The organism is Micromonospora sp. NPDC049275, from assembly GCF_043197115.1.
Lineage (GTDB): Bacteria > Actinomycetota > Actinomycetes > Mycobacteriales > Micromonosporaceae > Micromonospora.
Map to the genome: position 1 here is coordinate 201,954 of NZ_JBICSN010000007.1, position 15,980 is coordinate 217,933.

Consider the following 15,980-nt stretch of genomic DNA (forward strand, 5'->3'; position numbering starts at 1 on the left):
GGCATCGGGGCTGAGGCTCTGCGTACGCTAGCAGTGTCCACACAACCCCTCAAGTTGTTGTTTTTGTTGCCTGGTAACCACAATCCACCACCGAACGGTCGGTGTCCGCCAGGTGGACGGCGGCCAGCCGGCAGGCCGCCAACACCGTCGCGCGAACGATCGCGGTAGGACAGTACAACTCCTTGCCGTACCACAGTGGAGGGTGCGGGCGGTCGGACGATTGGTGCAGGTAGGCGTGGCCGCGAGCCACCGCGTCGTCGACCCGCGGCGCTCCCGTCGGCGCGGCCAGCAGCACCTGCAGCGCGTACGCGGTCTCCTCGGCCGTGCCGTCCCAACGCCCCCACGAGCCGTCGGCGCGCTGGTTGTCCAGCACCCAGCGGGCCGCCCGGTCCACCGCCTCGGCCGCCGCGCCGCCGCGACCGAACTCCGCCAGGGCCAGCACGCAGCACACTGTCGCGTAGTACGGCGAGGCGTGCCACCGGTCCTGCCAGGGGCCCTCGGCGAGCTGGTGCGCCGGCAGCACGACGCTGAGCCGCTCGACCGCCCGGTGGTACCTCGCGTCCGCGCCCGGGTGCGCCGCCACATGCTGGCCGAACGCGTCCAGGACATGCGCGTTGGTGGTGACCGAGAAGCCGTCCTCGCTCCCCGGCCAGGTGCAGAAGCCGTCCGCCGTCTCGTACGCCCACAGGCTGGCCGGATCCGCGGGGTGGCCGAGACGGGCCAGCGCGTCCAGCGTGACCGAGGTGGTGTCGGCGTCGGTCGGCAGACCCTCCCCGGTGGCGACGCCCTCGGCGGCGCCGGTGGCGGCGGCCAGGGTGCGCAGCACGGTGGCCGGCGGGTCGACCGCGACACCGGCGCGGCGCAGCCCGCTGAGCACCCAGGCCCGTTCGAAGACGGTGATCGGGCTGGGGCAGGGCACCGGCCCGTCGCCGTCGCGGATCAACTCCCGCAGGAAGGCGTGTGCGGTGGGGCCGGCGGCCGGGCCGGCGGCGGTCAGCCAGGCCGCGGTCGCGGCCGGGGACGCGCCGACGGCGGTGAGGGTCGGCCCGGCGTCGGCCGGTGTCGCGTCCAGCACCTCGTAGAAGTGGGCCAGCTTCGTCGGCAGCGCCGCCCCGGCGGCCACCGCGGCCCGTACCGCGCGCAGCCGGTCGGGGCCGAGGCCCACGGGGAGTGTCAGCGGCGGGCGGGGCAGCCGGTCGGCGAGCGCCCGGTCCAGCCGGGCCAGCCGGTCGTTCACCGACTCGACAAGCGCCGGGACGATGAGGTCCAGCGCCGGGGTGTCCGGCAGCGCCCGCGCGTGCGTGGCGAGCAGCCGGCCGGTGAGCGCGTCCAGCCCGCGCCCCACCGGGGCGAGCAGGTCCACACCGGACCAGCCGCCGTCGGCCAGCACGGCGAGCAGCGCGTCGGTGGCGCTGAGCGTGGGCACCAGGGCGTACCCCTCGGGTGGGCCCCACGCGCCGTCCGGGCGCTGCTCGCGCAGCAGAAACCCGACCCGTTGATGATGGCCCGGCAGCCAGGACGCGCCGGCGACCAGCCTGGCGCTCTCGTACACCGAGGGGGCGACCTGCCCCCACGGCCGCAGCGCGACGCCGGCGATCAGCTCGCGCGCGGCCGCGTCGGTGGCCGGCTCGGTCAGTACGCGGGGGGAACTCTCACTCACCGCGTGCTCCCCAGAAGTCCGAGACCTCGTAGAAGCCACCCGTGAAGGAGATCTGCCGGTGCAGGTAGTCCGCCTGGCGGGGGCAGCGCTCGGCGAGGGCGGCCAGGTCCCCCCGGGACCGCGCGGTCAGTTCGGCGAGCCGGGCGTGCACCCGCGCCGGGTCGTCGACGAGCTGCAACGCGTTCAGGTCGCCCCACTCGGCGTCCCGGTCCTGTGTGGCGAGGTCGTTGACCAGCCGCAGCACCCGCTGGACGCCACGTCCGGCGTCCAGCAGGTCGGTCAGCTGGGCGAGTGTCCGCTCGTCGCCGGTGGCGATCCAGTGGGTGACGTTGACGAAGGAGCTGCCGGAGTTGTCGGCGTTGTCCAGGTAGCGGTCCAGGTCCGGCAGACGCTGCCCGGTGGTCGGGTCGGTCGGCAGGTTCTTCCAGTCCCACTCCCGGGCCGCAGCGGCGAGCATCTGGGCCAACTCGTCGCGCCAGATCGGGCGCAGCCGGGCGAATGCCGGCACGGTCGCCAGGTCGTCGCGCAGGTCTGCCAGCAGCCGCGCCAGGTGCCGGCCCGGCGGGGGCGCGGCGCCGTCGGCCACCGCAAGGCAGTCGGTCACGATCGTCCGGACGTCGTCGGCGGACCGGGCGAGGTAGTCGATCTGCCAGTCGGCGGCGAAGACCCAGAGTACGGTACGGGTGGTGATCCGCAGCTCGGCGGCGGTGTGCCAGGGCGCGATGAAGGCGACCACTGTGGCCACCGAGCTGAGCAGCGCCGGGTCGAACGGCGCGGCGTCGAACAGTTCCGGGTGGGCGGTGGTGACGGCCTGCAGGTCGCGTACGCCGCGCACGGCGAGCGCGCACACCCGGCCCTGCTCGGCGACCGCGTCAGGGCCGGCCTGCACCGGCCACGGCGTGCCCGTCATGAGGCGACCGGGCGCTCGACCGGGGTGACGATCAGCTCGGCCCGCTGCTTGGGTTGCAGCGAGGCCCCGAGCCGCGGTGTCAGGCCGACGGGTTCACGCAGTCGGAACCGGTAGCGACTCAGCACGGTGCTGACGATGAGTTGCGCCTCCAGCAGGAACAGGTACTGCCCCAGGCACTGGTGCGGGCCGCCGCCGAACGGGAAGTAGGAGTAGCGGTAGCGCCGGCGGGGCCGCTCCGGCGCGAAGCGCTCCGGGTCGAACAGCGTGGGGTCGTTCCAGAACGTCGACATCCGCTGGGTGACGTACGGGCTGACCAGCACGGTGCCACCGGCCTTGATCCGTACGCCGCCCAGCACGTCGTCGGCGACGGCGGTCCGGGGGATCATCCAGCCGGCCGGGTAGAGCCGCAGCATCTCGTCGAGCACCATCCGGCCGTAGCGCAGCTGGGGCAGGTGCTCACGGCCGACCCGGTCGGCGCCGACCACCCGCTCGATCTCGTCGGTCATCCGCTCGGCCACGTCGGGTCGCGAGGACAGCACCGGCCAGAGCCAGGAGAGCAGGGCGATGGTGGTCTCGGTGGCGGTGGAGAACATGGCCACGACGTCGCCGCGGATCGCGTACTCGTCGGGTTCGCTGCCGTCGGCGCGCGGCCGGCAGAGGGTGGAGATGATGTCGTCGCCGTCGCCGGGGTTGGCCCGCGCATCCCGGATGATCGGCAGCACCACCTCGTCGATGGCCCGCACGGCCTCGTTGAAGGCGCGGTCGCGGGGCATCGGCACCGCGTACGGCACGAAGGGCACCAGCAGGCGCGGGAGCATCGCGGTGGTGAGGGTGTCCAGTGCGGCGCTGATCCGCAGCGCGTCCGGCACCGAGATCCGGTCGGCGAAGAGCACCCGCATCGTGGTGCGCAGGACGATCCGGGTGAGCTCGGCCCCGCCGTCGATCGCACGGCCCTCGCGAGCCGGTTCCAGCCACTCGTCGACGGCCTCGTTGATCGCCTCGGCCATCCGGTCGACGAGCGTCTCGGCCCGCTTCGCGGTGAACAGCGGTTGCAGCGCGCCCCGGCTGGACTCCCAGATCTCACCCTCGGCGACCAGGATGGCATCGCCGACGATCCGGCGTACCGGACGCCACAACAGGCCGTCCCCGTCGCGGGTGTAGTTGGCAACGTTGTCCCTCAGCACGCGTTGCAGGTGCTCCGGGTGGCTGACGAGGTAGGGGCGGAACGAGCCGAGGTTGAGCCGGACGACCTCGCCACCGGCGTCGTCGGCGAAGCCGACAAGCGCGGCGAGCGGGTCGCGCACCAGCGCGGGCAGGGCGCGACGGAGTGGGATCATCCGGGGTTCGGTGCTGACGGGGGCGGGGCCGGCATCGGACACCTGGGACATGCAACGTCTCCTCGTCGTTCCGCCGGCCGGAGCTGTCCACTGTGGCCGGTGGGACCGTGAAACTTTCACCTTCTGGGCGACGGAAGCATCTCACCAAATCCGAGGCACCTCCATACCTGCGACCGGTGAGATTCCACGCCTCCAGCCGGCCGGCGTCGACGCCACGAGGGATTTACCATCCTGAATGGAGCATCAGGTCTGGGCACCGGCGCAGGTCGCGCCCGTACGCCGGGGGCCGCGAGGGTCGCGCGGACGCGCACGGGCTCCTCGGAGGCCCAGCCGCCCGCCGCCGGGATCCGGGCGGGCACGGCCCTGGCCGGCGGAGCCCGCGCGAGTGAGCCAGGACCCACCGGTACCCCCGAATCCGGGCGATGCCGGGCACCCTGTGCCAGGCTCTGTGGCATGGACGACAAGACCATCCTGAACCGGATCTCCGAACTGGTCGACGAGGAACACAAGCTGCGCGGCGAGGCCCAGGCCCACGAGTCGGGCACCGAGGGCGAGGCCAGCGAGCGGCTGCGCGCCCTGGAGGAGTCCCTCGACCAGTGCTGGGACCTGCTGCGTCGCCGTCGGGCCGCCCGCGCCAGTCATGGCGACCCGGACTCCCAGGGCGAACGCCCCAAGCCCGAGGTGGAGCGCTACCTGCAGTGACCGGTACGGGTGGGTCGGGCAGACACCCGACCCACCCGCGCCGCTGCGGTCAGCGGACGCCCGCCTCGCGCAGCAGTTCCCCGGTCAGCGCCTCGGGGTCGACCTGCTCGGCGGCCAACCCCCGGGCCTTGAACCAGGCGCTGACCACCCGCACGTCGCGGGCCAGGAACTCGGGCCCCTGCGGGTTGGCCACCACGTCGACCACCTGCGGCAGATCGATCACGACCAGCCGCCCGTCGTGCACGAGCAGGTTGTACGGCGACAGGTCGCCATGGGCGTAGCCGGCCCGGGCCAGCACACGCAGCGCCTCCACCAGCTGGTCCCACAGGTCGCGCAGCGCGGCCGGGCCGGGCCGTAGCTGGGCCAGCCGGGGCGCGGCCAGCCCCGACTCGGCGTCACCGACGAACTCGAGCATCAGCTCGGTGCCGCGCAACTGCACCGGGTACGGCACGGCGATCCGGTCGTGCCCGGCGCCGATCTCCCAGAGCCGGGCCAAGGCGGCGAACTCGGCCGCCGCCCACTGTCCGGCGATCATCTCCCGACCGAAGGCCGTCCGGCCGGCCATCGCCCGGTTCTCCCGGGACCGCCGCACCCGGCGGCCCTCCAGATAGCCGGCGTCGCGGTGGAACAGCCGGTGCTCGGCGTCCCGGTATCGCTTGACCGCCAGCAGGCAGGACCGGTCCGTGTCCGGTACCGCCCGGCGGACCAGGTGGACGTCCGCCTCCTTGCCGGTCTTCAGCACACCCAGTTCGGTGTCCTTCGCGGCCAGCTCGGTGACCAGCCACTGCGGGTGCGGCGCAGGGCCGTGGACGGCGTCGTCCCAGGACGACCAGCGTTCACCGGTCGTCGGGTCGGGGTCGCTGTCGGGGTCGGCGGGCGGCTCACCGGGCCGCCCGCGCTTCAGAAACTGCGGTTCGTCGTCGTCGAAGCGGCTCTTGCCGCGGCTGCGGCGCTCCAGCGCCGGCAGGTCATGATCGCGCACTGTGATGAGGTTCCCTTGATCGAGGCTGAGATAGGCAGCTGGAAGCGACCTGCGAAGACGGCCATGGCCGACCTCCTCTCCTCGACCGGGCGTCCGCCCGGGTGCACGATGCGCCGCCCATCCTGGCGGCAGCCCCGACGGTCGGTCAACCGAATTACGGCGACCGCTGGACGCCGCGTCCGGCGGCGGCCCGCGTCAGCCGGCGAGCACCGTGGCGACCGCGGCGATCAACCCGTCCACCGTGCGGCTCGGCGCGAACCGGACGTCCGACCAGGTCCGTCCCCGGTGCAGCCAGACGCTGGGCAGCCCGACCGCGGCGGCGCCGCCGATGTCCGCCTCCGGGCTGTCACCCACCACCCAGGCGCCCCGCAACGGCATCCGGACCCGCTGCGCGGCGAGCGCGAAGATCCGCGGGTTGGGCTTGCTGACCCCGGCCTCCTCGGAGATCACCCAGTCGGCCACGTAGCGGTCCAGGCCGGTACGGCGGATCTTGGCGTCGTCCACGCGTACGGTGCCGTTGCAGACCACCACCGGCACCCAGCCCGCGTCGTCGGCGATCCGCAGCGCGCAGGCGGTCAGCGGATCGAGGCGGGTCTGCGCCACCACCCCGTCGTGCAGCTCCTCCACCAGGTCGATCGAGGGGATACGCAGCTCGTAGCGGTCCCGGATCGCGTCGGCCAGGTCCCAGCGGTCGGTCAACCCGTCCGCGTCGATCGAGAGCAGCCAGTCGATGTCGGTGGGGGGCGCGCCGATGCCGTCCAGGAAGCGCTCACCCCAGCGGCGGAACGGCCCGGCCCGATCCAGCAGGGTGTTGTCCAGGTCCAGCAGGAGCAGTGGCACTCGGGCACCCTACGGGACCGACGTGTCCGCCAACAGATCCCGTGGGTCTCGACCTCACGGTGGGCTCAAACGGTCAGCGACACCCGTGGGCCTCCCTGGTTCGGCAGCAGATCGGCGAGCATCGAATGGGCCGCCCGGGTGGCCGTGAGCGCCGCCGGATCGAGCGTCGCCACCAGCACCGCGGAACCCTCGTCGGCGCCCCGGACGAGCGCACGTCCCTGCGGGTCGTAGACCGCCGCGCCGCCGTTGAACCGCCACGGGTCGCTGCCGCCGACCGCGTTGGCGAAGACCACGAACATCGTGTTGTCCAGGGCCCGCGCCGCGTAGTACAGGTCCCTGCGGTGTTCGGAGCCGGCCAGGTAGCCGCTGGGGCACAGGTAGGCGTGCGCGCCGTCGAGCGCGGCGGCGCGGCCGTGCTCGGGGAAGCAGCCGTCGTAGCAGATGCCCAGCCCCAGCCGCCAGTCGTCGACGAGCAGCGTGGCACCCCGCCCGCCGGGGCTGAACAGCTCCCGTTCGTCGCCCCACAGTTGCTGCTTGTCGTACCCGACGCGGACCGTGCCGGCGCGGTCGACCACCAGGGCGGCGATGGTGCGCCGGCCGTCCGGGTGCCGCGCCGCCGCGCCTACCACCACCGTGGTTCCGGCCGTCCGTGCCGCGGCGCGCAGCGGGTCGAGCCGACCGTCGGCGACCACCCCGGCCGGGTCGGCCGCGACGTCGGTGCCGACCGGGTCGGCGGCGAGGGTCGGCGGGTGGTACGCGCAGAGGTACAGCTCGGGGAGGACTGCCACCCGGGCGCCCCGCTCGGCGGCACGACGGACCAGCTCGGCGGCGGCGAGTGCGTTGCCGGCCACGTCACCTGGCGTCGGTGTCGCCTGGACGGTGGCCACGGTCAGCGGGGCGGACGGCACGGGATGCGGCGGGGTCACCGGCCGATGGTAAACGGCGCGTTACCAAGCCGTACGTACGGTTTGCATGGCCCGGGGCGACCTGCGACGATCGCCGTGTGCCCAGAGTAAGCCAGGACCAGCTCGACGCGCGCCGGCAGGAGATCCTCGCCGCCGCGCGGGCGTGTTTCGCCCGGCTCGGCTACGAGGGGGCCACCGTCCGCCGCCTCGAGGAGGCCACCGGTCTGTCCCGTGGCGCCATCTTCCACCACTTCCGCGACAAGGACTCACTCTTCCTCGCCGTCGCCGAGGACGACGCCGCCGTGATGGTCGAGACGGTGGCCCGCAACGGTCTGGTGCAGGTGATGCGCGATCTGCTGGCCCGTGCGATGTCTCCCGACACCACCGGTTGGCTGGGCAGTCAACTGGAGGTCTCCCGGCGGCTGCGCACCGATCCGGCGTTCGCCCGGCGCTGGGCCGAACGGTCCGCCGCGATCGCCGAGGCGACCCGTGACCGGTTGGCCCGCCAACGTGACGCCGGGGTGCTGCGCGAGGACGTACCGATCGACGTGCTGGCCCAGTTCCTGGAGCTGGCATACGACGGCCTGGTGCTGCACCTGGCGATGGGCCGGCCGGCCGGCGACCTGGGCCCGGTCCTCGACCTGGTCGAGGAGGCGGTCCGCCGCCGCTGAGCGCCGCCGCCGCACACCGGCGTCGGACCCGTGGCGGTGGTGCTCCACAATGGGGCCGCCGATCCCTCCGGCGACAGGAGCAGCCGATGATCGTCCACGCCGCGTCGGGCGACACCTGGGGTGTCCCGGGCCCGACCTTCCTCCGGTTCTACCTCGTGGCGGCCGCCGTGGTGGTCGCGTTCGCGGTGCTGCACCGGGTCCGCCCCGCCACGTCAGGCGGGCACGCCAGCGTCGACCCGCTCGGCCCGCAACAGGTCGCGTACCTCAACGGTGGTGCCGGACTCGCCGTGCACGCCGCGCTCGGCGGGCTGCGCGGCAGCGGAGCGATAGGCGTACGACCGGACCGCCGGCTGACCACTGTCGGGCCGGCGCCGACGGGGCTCACCCCGTTGGACGCGGCCATCCACTGGGCCGCCCACCAGCACTCCCGCGTCCGGGACCTGAGCCAGAACGAGCGGGTCGTCACCGCGCTCCACCAGCTCCGCACCGGTCTCGAAGAGCGTGGGCTGCTCGTGAGCCCCACGCGATGGGCCACCGCGCGACGGTGGGCGCTGCTCCTCACCGCCCTGCTGGCGCTCGGTGTGGTGCGGCTGATCGCCGGCCTGGCCAACGGACGGCCCGTGGGCTACCTGGCGCTCACCCTGGTCGGGGTGCTGGTGGCGACGCTGCTGCTCTGGCGGATACCGCGAACCACCCGGGCCGGTCGCGCCGCGCTGCGCGACCTGCGCAAACGGAACACCCACCTCACCCCCGACTCGTCCCCCGCGTACGCCACCTACGGCGCGGCCGGCGCGGCGATGGGCGTCGCCCTGTTCGGCACCGCGTCGCTCTGGGCGATCGACCCGGGCTTCGCCGAGCAGGCCGAGATCCAGCGCCAGGCCATCGCCGGCGGTGGCTGGTCCTCGGGCTCGGGCAGCGGAACGTCGGGTAGCTCGTGTGGCGGCGGCAGCTCCTGCGGCGGCGGCAGTTCCTGCGGCGGTGGCGGCGGGTGCGGCGGCGGTGGTGGGTGCGGCGGATGACCGGCCCTTCCGGCGTCGGCATCGGTTGGCGTCCCGAGATCGCCGGTTTCGTGGCCGAGCTGCCCGGGTTGCGCTTCGTCGAGGTGGTGGCCGAGTCGGTGCCCTCGACCGGGCCGCTCCCCCCGGGGTTGGCGCAGTTGCGGGAGCGCGGCGTGACAGTCGTACCGCACGGGGTGCGGCTCTCTCTCGGCGGCGCCGAGCCGGTCGACCCGACCCGCGTCGCCCACCTGGCCGCGGTGGCGCAGCGGGTCGACGCCCCGCTGGTCAGCGAGCACATCGCCTTCGTCCGGGCCGGCGGGCTGGAGGCCGGGCACCTGTTGCCCCTGCCGCGCAGCCGGGAGGCGGTCGACGCGGTCTGCGCCAACGTGGCCCGGGCGCAGGCCGAGCTGCCCGTGCCGATCGCGCTGGAACCGATCGCGGCCCTGTTCGACTGGCCCGACGACGAGCTGGACGAGGCGGACTTCCTCACCGAGATCCTCGACCGCACCGGCGCGCTGCTGCTGCTGGACATCGCCAACGTGCACGCCAACGCCCGCAACCGGGGCACCGACCCGCTCGCGCTGCTCGACCGGTTGCCACTGGACCGGATCGGCTACGTGCACGTCGCCGGCGGGGCCGAGCACGGCGGGTTCTACCACGACACGCACACCGATCCCGTACCGCCGCAGGTGCTGGAGCTGGTCGGCGCGCTCTGCGCCCGGCAGCGGCCACCGGCCTTGCTGCTGGAACGCGACGGCGGCTATCCCCCGGCCGCCGAGCTGCGCGCCGAACTGGACGCCCTCGCTGCCGCCGGGGGCTTCCCGGCCGTGACGTGACGGGCACGCTCGCCGAGCGGCAGGCCGAGCTGGTCGCGGCGCTTGTCGCCGGAGGTCCGTCGCCCGCCGGGTTCGCGGCCGGGCCGCTGGCCGCCGCCCGGGCGGCGCTGCTGCGCAAGCGGGCCGGCGAGGTGGCTCGGCACTGGCCGCTGCTCGCCGCCGGCCTCGGTGCGGCATGGCCGGCGACCTTCGCCGACTGGGCCGCCGAGCGCCCCACCGCCGGTTCGCTGCGCGACGGCTGGGACCTCGCCCGCACGCTGCGCGAACGCGACGCCCTGCCACCGGCGGGCGCCGAGGAGCTGGCCGTCCGAGAGGCGGGCCTGCGCTACGACGGGCGTCGGGCGCCGCGTCCGCGCCGGCTGCCGGCCGTGGCCCGCGCCGACGGCGCCGTCGCGGTGCAGATCGCCGGTCGGGTACGCCTGGTGCGCCCCGCCGCGCGTCCGCCCGCCCAGGTCGGCGCGCGCTAGGACGCCTGCGCCACAGTCCTCGGTCGGGCCGAGGCGGAGTCCAGGGGCTTCGACACGGGCCTCAGCCGGATGCGGCATGATCGACGGCATGGATCTCGGACTGACCGACCGGGTGTACGTGCTCACCGGCGCCTCCCGTGGCCTCGGTTACGCGACGGCGCGGTGCCTGGTGGCCGACGGCGCGCGGGTCGTGCTCTCGGCCCGCGACGCCGACGCCGTCGCCGTCGCAGCGGAAGGGCTCGGTGGCCCGGACCGGGCGGTGGGCGTCACCGCCGACCTGACCGACCCGCAGACCCCGGACCGGCTCGTCGCGGCGGCCCGGCAGCACTTCGGCCGGATCGACGGCGCGCTCATCTCGGTCGGCGGCCCACCCGCCGGCAACGCCGCGTCGATCACCGACGAACAGTGGCGGCACTCCTTCGAGACCGTCTTCCTGGGCACCGTCCGCGCGGCACGCACGGTCGCCGCCGCGCTGCCCGACGGGGGCGCGATCGGGCTGGTGCTCTCCACCTCCGCCCGTGGCCCGGTGCCCGGCCTCGGCATCTCCAACGGCCTGCGGCCCGGCCTGGTCGGCGTCGCCAAGGACATCTCCGACGAATACGGCCCTCGCGGCGTACGCGTGGTCGGCCTCCTGCCCGGCCGGATCATGACCGACCGAAACCGGGAGCTGTTCGCCGCCACCGGTGACCCCGAGCGGGCCCGCGCCGAGGCGGAGGCGAGCATCCCGCTGCGGCGCATCGCCGACCCGGCCGAGTTCGGCCGGGTGGCCGCCTTCGTGCTCTCCCCTGCCGCCAGCTATTTGACCGGGCTCACCGTGCCTGTCGACGGCGGCGCGCTGCGCGGGCTGTGACGCCCGACCGGCCGCGAGCTGACCGTGCGGTCACGCCGACCCAGCCCGATCACCCGGTCGTTGATCGACTCGGCTTTCCGGAAGTCGGGCTGTCGAAGCGACCGGAAAGCCCCGACTTCCAGGAACCCGAGTCGATCGACGCGCGGCACACCGGCCTTTCCCCCGTCGTCAAGCCCGGCTCGGCCCGGCCGACCCGCGCGGAGCTGGCGGCGGCCGCGGACCGGACCATCCCCGACGTGCTCGCGCCGGGGCTGGCGGTGCTGTTCGTCGGCATCAATCCGGGCCTCTGGTCGGCCGCCACGGGCTGGCACTTCGCCCGCCCCGGCAACCGGTTCTGGCCGGCGCTGCACGCCGGCGGGTTCACCCCTCGGCTGCTGCACCCCAGCGAACAGGACCAGCTGCCCGCCCTGGGCCTCGGCATCACCAACATGGCCGCCCGGGCCAGCGCCCGCGCCGACGAGCTGACCGCCGCGGAACTCCTCGACGGCGCGGCGATCCTGACCGACAAGGTCACCCGGTACCGGCCGCGCTGGGTGGCAGTGGTGGGAGTGACCGCGTACCGGATCGGTTTTCAGCGGCCCAAGGCCACCTTCGGGCCGCAGCCGGAGTCGTTGGCCGGGGCACGGCTGTGGGTGCTGCCCAACCCGAGCGGCCTGAACGCGCACTTCACGCCTGTCACGCTCGGCACGGCGTTCGCCGAGCTGCGCGAGGCGACGGGCCTGTCGGACCGCCGCAGGCCCGACCCACCCAGCCGTTGATCGACTCGCTTTCACTGAAGTCGGGTTGTCGGTGCGACCAGAACACCCCGAATTTCAGGAACCCGAGTCGATCAACCGCTGTGGGTCAGTTGGCGGCGGCAGGTGGCATGGCCTCGTCGGCGACGTACGTGCACAGGGGCATGACCACCGGCTCGGGGCCTGTCGCGTCCACGTACGGCTTCGGCGAGTCCACGACCGCGAACTGCGTGCGGTACAGCTCGGCGTAGAGCCCGCCGACCGCGACCAGCTCGTCGTGGCGGCCACGCTCGACGATCCGCCCACCGTCGAGAACGAGGATCTGGTCGGCGTCGCGGACTGTGGAGAGCCGGTGCGCGATCACCAGGGCGGTACGACCGGCCAGCGCCACCGACAGCGCCCGCTGCACCGCTGCCTCGCTCTCCGAATCCAGATGAGCGGTCGCCTCGTCGAGGATCACGATCGACGGGGCCTTGAGGAGCAGTCGGGCGATGGCGATGCGCTGCTTCTCGCCGCCGGAGAAGCGGTAGCCGCGCTCCCCCACGGTGGTGTCCAGGCCGTCGGGCAGCGCCCGGACGAGGTCGGCCACCTGCGCTCCGGCGAGCGCCGCCCAGATCTCGTCGTCGGTGGCGTCCGGCTTGGCGTAGCGCAGGTTCTCGGCGATCGTCTCGTGGAACAGGTGTGAATCCTGGGTGACGACGCCGATCTCGTCGCGCAGGGAGGCGAGGGTCGCGTCGCGCACGTCGACCCCGCCGACAAGCACCTGCCCGTCGGTGACGTCGTAGATCCGGGAGATGAGCATGGACAGCGTCGACTTGCCGGCGCCGGACGGGCCGACCAGGGCGACCATCTGCCCCGGCTCGACGCTGAACGAGACGCCCTTGAGCACCGGCTCGTTGACGGTGCGGTCGAGCGTGGCGACCTCCTCCAGCGACGCGAGGGAGATCTCGGCGGCGCTCGGATAGCGGAAGCGCACGTCGCGGAAGTCGACCCGGCCGGCGCTGCGGGGCACCGGCACCGCGTCGGGCTTCTCCACGATGCCGGGCTCGAGGTCGAGCACCTCGAAGACGCGGTCGAAGGAGACCAGCGCGCTCATCACGTCCACCCGGACGTTGGAGAGCGCGGTGAGCGGCCCGTACAGCCGGGTGAGCAGCAGTGCGAGGGTCACGACGGTGCCCGCGCTGACACCGCCGGTGACCGCGAGCCAACCGCCCAGGCCGTAGGTGAGCGCCTGGGCCAGCGAGGCGACAAGCAGCATCGCCACGAAGAAGGTCCGCGAGTACATGGCCGACTGGATGCCTATGTCACGCACCCGCTCCGCCCGGTCGGCGAACCGGCGGGCCTCGATCTCGGGCTGGCCGAACAGCTTCACCAGCAGCGCGCCGGCCACCCCGAACCGCTCGGTCATGGTCGCGCTCATCTTGGCGTCGAGGTTGTAGGCCTCGCGGGTGATGTCGGCCAACCGCCGACCGACCCGTCGGGCCGGAATGATGAAGATCGGCAGCAGCACCAGCGAGAGCACGGTGATCTGCCAGGAGAGGGTGAACATCACCGCGGCGGTGAGGACCAGCTGGATGACGTTGCTGACCACACCGGACAGGGTGGAGGTGAACGCCCGCTGGGCGCCGAGCACGTCGTTGTTGAGCCGGCTGACCAGGGCGCCGGTCTGGGTGCGGGTGAAGAACTGCAACGGCATCCGCTGCACGTGGTCGTAGACCCGGGTGCGCAGGTTGAGGATGATGCCCTCGCCGATGCGGGCCGAATACCACCGCTGGGCCAGGGACAGCAGCGCGTCGGCGACCGCCAGCCCGGCGATGAACAGGGCCAGCCGGACCACGAGCCGGCCGGCCTCGCTGCCACCACGGTTGATGGCGTTGATGACGTCGCCGGCGAGCACCGGCGTGGCCACGCCGATGATGGCGGCCAGCACCACGGTGGCCAGGAAGACGATGATGTCGCGCCGATAGGGCTGGGCGAACGCCACGATGCGGCGGGCCACCCCGTGCTTGAGCCGGTGGGTGGACACCTCGTCGCGGTTGCGCATCGACCGGAGCATGCTCCACCCGGCCATGCCACCGCCGGACATCGGGTTGGACACCGCTCACCTCCGGGTCGTCGGGTGGGACACCTCCGTCAGGGTCAATTCTCCCGACGACTCTGACAACCTCGGTCGTAACCCGGATCTTCCCGTACGGTCCTTACTACTATTCTCCCCGGCCGGCCAGGTCCCGCAGGCGGCGGGTCTGCGCCTCCCGTTCGGCGCGCTGCTGGTCGGCGTGCGACCGGCCGGCCGCGCCGGCGAGCAGGGCCTTGATCTCCACCACCGCGTCGCGCGGCCCGGCCAGCAGGCCCGCGGTGAGGTCACGGACCGCGTCGTCCAGCTCGCCCGGCGGTACGACGAGAGTGGCCAGCCCGATCCGGTCCGCCTCGGCGGCGTCCAGCCGGCGGCCGGTCGCGCAGATCTCCAGCGCGCGGGAATAGCCGACCAGCTCGACGAGGCGCTTCGTGCCGGCCAGGTCGGGCACCAGCCCGAGGGTCACCTCGGCCATCGACAACTTCGCGTCGGCGGCCAGGACACGCAGGTCGCAGGCCAGCGCGAGTTGGAAACCGGCGCCGATCGCGTGCCCCTGCACGGCGGCCACGGAGATCACGTCCGGACGGTGCAGCCAGGTGAAGCCGGCCTGGAACGCGGCGATCTGGTCGGCGCACTCCTGCTCGGGCAGTGTGGCCAGCTCGGCGAACGACCCCGGGCCGGAGGCGCCGGCCACCGCGAGGTCGAGGCCGGCGGAGAACGCACGCCCCTCGCCCCGCACCACCACCACCCGGACGTCGCCGGGCAGGTCGCGGGAGAAGTCGCTCATCGCGCGCCACATGGCGGGCGTCTGGGCATTGAGCACGTCGGGCCGGCACAACGTCACCGTGGCAACCGGCCCGTCGCAGGTCAGCCGAACCCCGGTCGCCTCGGCGGTCACCGGGCGGCCCGGGGCGCGGCGCTGGTGGACGACGCTGAGGGGCGGGTCACGCCTTCTTGCGGCGCCGGGCACCGCCGCGCTGACGCAGCTGAACCCCGGACTCGGTGAGCACTCGGTGGATGAACCCGTAGGAGCGGCCGGTAGAGGCCGCCAGCGCGCGGATGCTCTCTCCCGAGGTGTACCGCTTTACCAGGTCCTTGGCGAGCGTCTGACGCTCGGCTCCGACGATCCGGCGACCCTTCTCAGTGCTGGTGGCTGTGCCAGTGGCTGCCATACTGTGTCCTCACGTCCCAGACTGTGCGGTTCGGATACGGTCCCACCTATTAGACCGCCTCGGACGATCATGCGCCAGATATCAACTCTTCGCCAACCGACACGCTATGCAATGTCAGCTTCCCGATAGAGTGATCCTCGCGATCGGTCCCGGCGCACCGTCCGAGTGGGCCACCGCCGAGCGGCGACTCCTCTCGCCGTACGCTCCCGGCGTGATCGACCTGCTCGGCAACGCGGCGGCAGCGGCAGTGGTCTTCGCCGCCACCGACATCGACGACATCGTCATCCTCACGCTGTTCTTCGTGGCGGCCCGCACCACCGGCCGGCCCCGCACCTGGCAGATCGTCGCCGGCCAGTACCTCGGCATCGGCGCGCTCGCACTGGCCAGCGCGGTGGTCGCCGCCGGGCTGCTTGTCGTGCCGGACCCGTGGACCGGGCTGCTCGGCCTGCTGCCGATCGCGCTGGGCGTCCGCGCCCTGGTGCGGCGCGACGACGACGAGGCGCCGAGCGTGGTGGCGTCCACACTCGGCGTGGCCGGGGTGACCATCGCCAACGGCGCCGACAACGTGGCCGTCTACGTACCCGTGTTCCGGGCCCTCGGCCCCGGCGACAGCGCGGTCTTCCTGCTGGTCTTCGTGGTGCTCGTTGGCCTGTGGTGCGCCGCCGCGGCCTGGCTGGGTGGTCACCGCAGGGTGGTCCGGCTGGTGGAGCGTGCCGGACACTGGCTGGTCCCGACGATCTTCGTCGCCATCGGGGTGGTGATCCTGGTCGGCTCCGGCGTGCTCGGCCGGCTGCTGGACCTGCTCGGCTGAGACCGGCCCGAGCCCGACGACCCGAGCCCGA

17 protein-coding genes are annotated in these 15,980 nt (G+C 73.5%); 8 read left to right on the forward strand and 9 right to left on the reverse strand.

What is annotated here, in order from left to right; all coding sequences use genetic code 11:
* Positions 1 to 49: 49 nt before the first annotated feature.
* From ACGFIE_RS22190 to ACGFIE_RS22200, 3 genes are read right to left on the reverse strand one after another with little or no spacing between them, the layout of a single operon-like run.
* Positions 50 to 1,660, reverse strand: a complete 1,611-nt coding sequence (locus ACGFIE_RS22190) for a prenyltransferase/squalene oxidase repeat-containing protein (RefSeq protein WP_393297269.1) — start codon at positions 1,658 to 1,660, stop codon at positions 50 to 52.
* Entirely contained in the window at positions 1,653 to 2,570 is a 918-nt protein-coding gene (locus ACGFIE_RS22195) for a terpene synthase family protein (protein WP_393297271.1), read from the reverse strand. The genes ACGFIE_RS22190 and ACGFIE_RS22195 overlap by 8 nt, the downstream gene beginning before the upstream one ends.
* Positions 2,567 to 3,904, reverse strand: coding sequence for a cytochrome P450 (locus ACGFIE_RS22200; protein ID WP_393297503.1), 1,338 nt, complete (start codon positions 3,902 to 3,904; stop codon positions 2,567 to 2,569). Before ACGFIE_RS22200 ends, ACGFIE_RS22195 begins: the two co-directional genes overlap by 4 nt.
* 456 nt (positions 3,905 to 4,360) lie before the next feature.
* On the opposite strand from ACGFIE_RS22200, the gene ACGFIE_RS22205 reads away from it, so the two are divergent.
* Complete coding sequence (locus ACGFIE_RS22205; RefSeq protein ID WP_363689606.1) at positions 4,361 to 4,609, forward strand: DUF2630 family protein; 249 nt, start codon at positions 4,361 to 4,363, stop codon at positions 4,607 to 4,609.
* A 49-nt stretch (positions 4,610 to 4,658) separates the two neighbouring features.
* Here ACGFIE_RS22205 and ACGFIE_RS22210 read toward each other — a convergent pair whose 3' ends face one another.
* The 3 genes from ACGFIE_RS22210 to ACGFIE_RS22220 all read right to left on the reverse strand — a co-directional run bounded on the left by ACGFIE_RS22210 (position 4,659) and on the right by ACGFIE_RS22220 (position 7,357).
* Positions 4,659 to 5,591 carry a serine protein kinase RIO gene (locus ACGFIE_RS22210; RefSeq protein ID WP_393297273.1) on the reverse strand — a complete coding sequence of 311 codons (933 nt, stop codon included), beginning with the start codon at positions 5,589 to 5,591 and terminating at the stop codon, positions 4,659 to 4,661.
* A 195-nt stretch (positions 5,592 to 5,786) separates the two neighbouring features.
* Positions 5,787 to 6,431, reverse strand: coding sequence for an HAD family hydrolase (locus tag ACGFIE_RS22215; protein ID WP_393297275.1), 645 nt, complete (start codon positions 6,429 to 6,431; stop codon positions 5,787 to 5,789).
* A gap of 65 nt (positions 6,432 to 6,496) precedes the next feature.
* Positions 6,497 to 7,357, reverse strand: a complete 861-nt coding sequence (locus ACGFIE_RS22220; RefSeq protein ID WP_393297277.1) for a carbon-nitrogen hydrolase family protein — start codon at positions 7,355 to 7,357, stop codon at positions 6,497 to 6,499.
* A gap of 77 nt (positions 7,358 to 7,434) precedes the next feature.
* Between ACGFIE_RS22220 and ACGFIE_RS22225 the strand changes: the two genes are divergently transcribed.
* From ACGFIE_RS22225 to mug, 6 genes are all read left to right on the forward strand, one after another.
* On the forward strand, positions 7,435 to 8,007 hold the full coding sequence (locus ACGFIE_RS22225) for a TetR/AcrR family transcriptional regulator (RefSeq protein WP_039906560.1): 573 nt from the start codon (positions 7,435 to 7,437) through the stop codon (positions 8,005 to 8,007).
* An 86-nt stretch (positions 8,008 to 8,093) separates the two neighbouring features.
* Positions 8,094 to 9,026 carry a TIGR04222 domain-containing membrane protein gene (locus ACGFIE_RS22230; protein ID WP_393297279.1) on the forward strand — a complete coding sequence of 311 codons (933 nt, stop codon included), beginning with the start codon at positions 8,094 to 8,096 and terminating at the stop codon, positions 9,024 to 9,026.
* Positions 9,023 to 9,841: a DUF692 domain-containing protein gene (locus tag ACGFIE_RS22235; RefSeq protein ID WP_363689616.1), complete on the forward strand. Its 819-nt coding sequence runs from the start codon at positions 9,023 to 9,025 to the stop codon at positions 9,839 to 9,841. The genes ACGFIE_RS22230 and ACGFIE_RS22235 overlap by 4 nt, the downstream gene beginning before the upstream one ends.
* Positions 9,838 to 10,308, forward strand: coding sequence for a hypothetical protein (locus ACGFIE_RS22240; RefSeq protein ID WP_393297281.1), 471 nt, complete (start codon positions 9,838 to 9,840; stop codon positions 10,306 to 10,308). The genes ACGFIE_RS22235 and ACGFIE_RS22240 overlap by 4 nt, the downstream gene beginning before the upstream one ends.
* A gap of 88 nt (positions 10,309 to 10,396) precedes the next feature.
* Positions 10,397 to 11,158: an SDR family oxidoreductase gene (locus ACGFIE_RS22245; protein WP_393297283.1), complete on the forward strand. Its 762-nt coding sequence runs from the start codon at positions 10,397 to 10,399 to the stop codon at positions 11,156 to 11,158.
* 134 nt (positions 11,159 to 11,292) lie between these two features.
* Positions 11,293 to 11,916, forward strand: a complete 624-nt coding sequence (gene mug, locus ACGFIE_RS22250) for a G/U mismatch-specific DNA glycosylase (protein ID WP_393297506.1) — start codon at positions 11,293 to 11,295, stop codon at positions 11,914 to 11,916.
* Between the two features lie 85 nt (positions 11,917 to 12,001).
* On the opposite strand, the gene ACGFIE_RS22255 is transcribed toward mug, so the two are convergent.
* The 3 genes from ACGFIE_RS22255 to ACGFIE_RS22265 form a co-directional block, all read right to left on the reverse strand.
* On the reverse strand, positions 12,002 to 13,978 hold the full coding sequence (locus ACGFIE_RS22255) for an ABC transporter ATP-binding protein (protein WP_393297509.1): 1,977 nt from the start codon (positions 13,976 to 13,978) through the stop codon (positions 12,002 to 12,004).
* 118 nt (positions 13,979 to 14,096) lie between these two features.
* On the reverse strand, positions 14,097 to 14,864 hold the full coding sequence (locus tag ACGFIE_RS22260; RefSeq protein WP_363689622.1) for an enoyl-CoA hydratase/isomerase family protein: 768 nt from the start codon (positions 14,862 to 14,864) through the stop codon (positions 14,097 to 14,099).
* A 46-nt stretch (positions 14,865 to 14,910) separates the two neighbouring features.
* Positions 14,911 to 15,138: a helix-turn-helix domain-containing protein gene (locus tag ACGFIE_RS22265; protein ID WP_007462679.1), complete on the reverse strand. Its 228-nt coding sequence runs from the start codon at positions 15,136 to 15,138 to the stop codon at positions 14,911 to 14,913.
* Positions 15,139 to 15,268: 130 nt separating this feature from the next.
* Here ACGFIE_RS22265 and ACGFIE_RS22270 point away from each other — a divergent pair, with 130 nt between their 5' ends.
* Positions 15,269 to 15,949, forward strand: a complete 681-nt coding sequence (locus tag ACGFIE_RS22270) for a cadmium resistance transporter (protein WP_393297286.1) — start codon at positions 15,269 to 15,271, stop codon at positions 15,947 to 15,949.
* Positions 15,950 to 15,980: the final 31 nt, after the last annotated feature.

Bases quoted from the DNA above. Each gene is read 5' to 3' on its own strand.
- ACGFIE_RS22195 (WP_393297271.1), bottom strand. From the start codon at position 2,570: ATGACGGGCACGCCGTGGCCGGTGCAGGCCGGCCCTGACGCGGTCGCC.
- ACGFIE_RS22205 (WP_363689606.1), top strand. From the start codon at position 4,361: ATGGACGACAAGACCATCCTGAACCGGATCTCCGAACTGGTCGACGAG.
- ACGFIE_RS22230 (WP_393297279.1), top strand. From the start codon at position 8,094: ATGATCGTCCACGCCGCGTCGGGCGACACCTGGGGTGTCCCGGGCCCG.
- ACGFIE_RS22235 (WP_363689616.1), top strand. From the start codon at position 9,023: ATGACCGGCCCTTCCGGCGTCGGCATCGGTTGGCGTCCCGAGATCGCC.
- ACGFIE_RS22245 (WP_393297283.1), top strand. From the start codon at position 10,397: ATGGATCTCGGACTGACCGACCGGGTGTACGTGCTCACCGGCGCCTCC.
- ACGFIE_RS22255 (WP_393297509.1), bottom strand. From the start codon at position 13,978: ATGTCCGGCGGTGGCATGGCCGGGTGGAGCATGCTCCGGTCGATGCGC.
- ACGFIE_RS22265 (WP_007462679.1), bottom strand. From the start codon at position 15,138: ATGGCAGCCACTGGCACAGCCACCAGCACTGAGAAGGGTCGCCGGATC.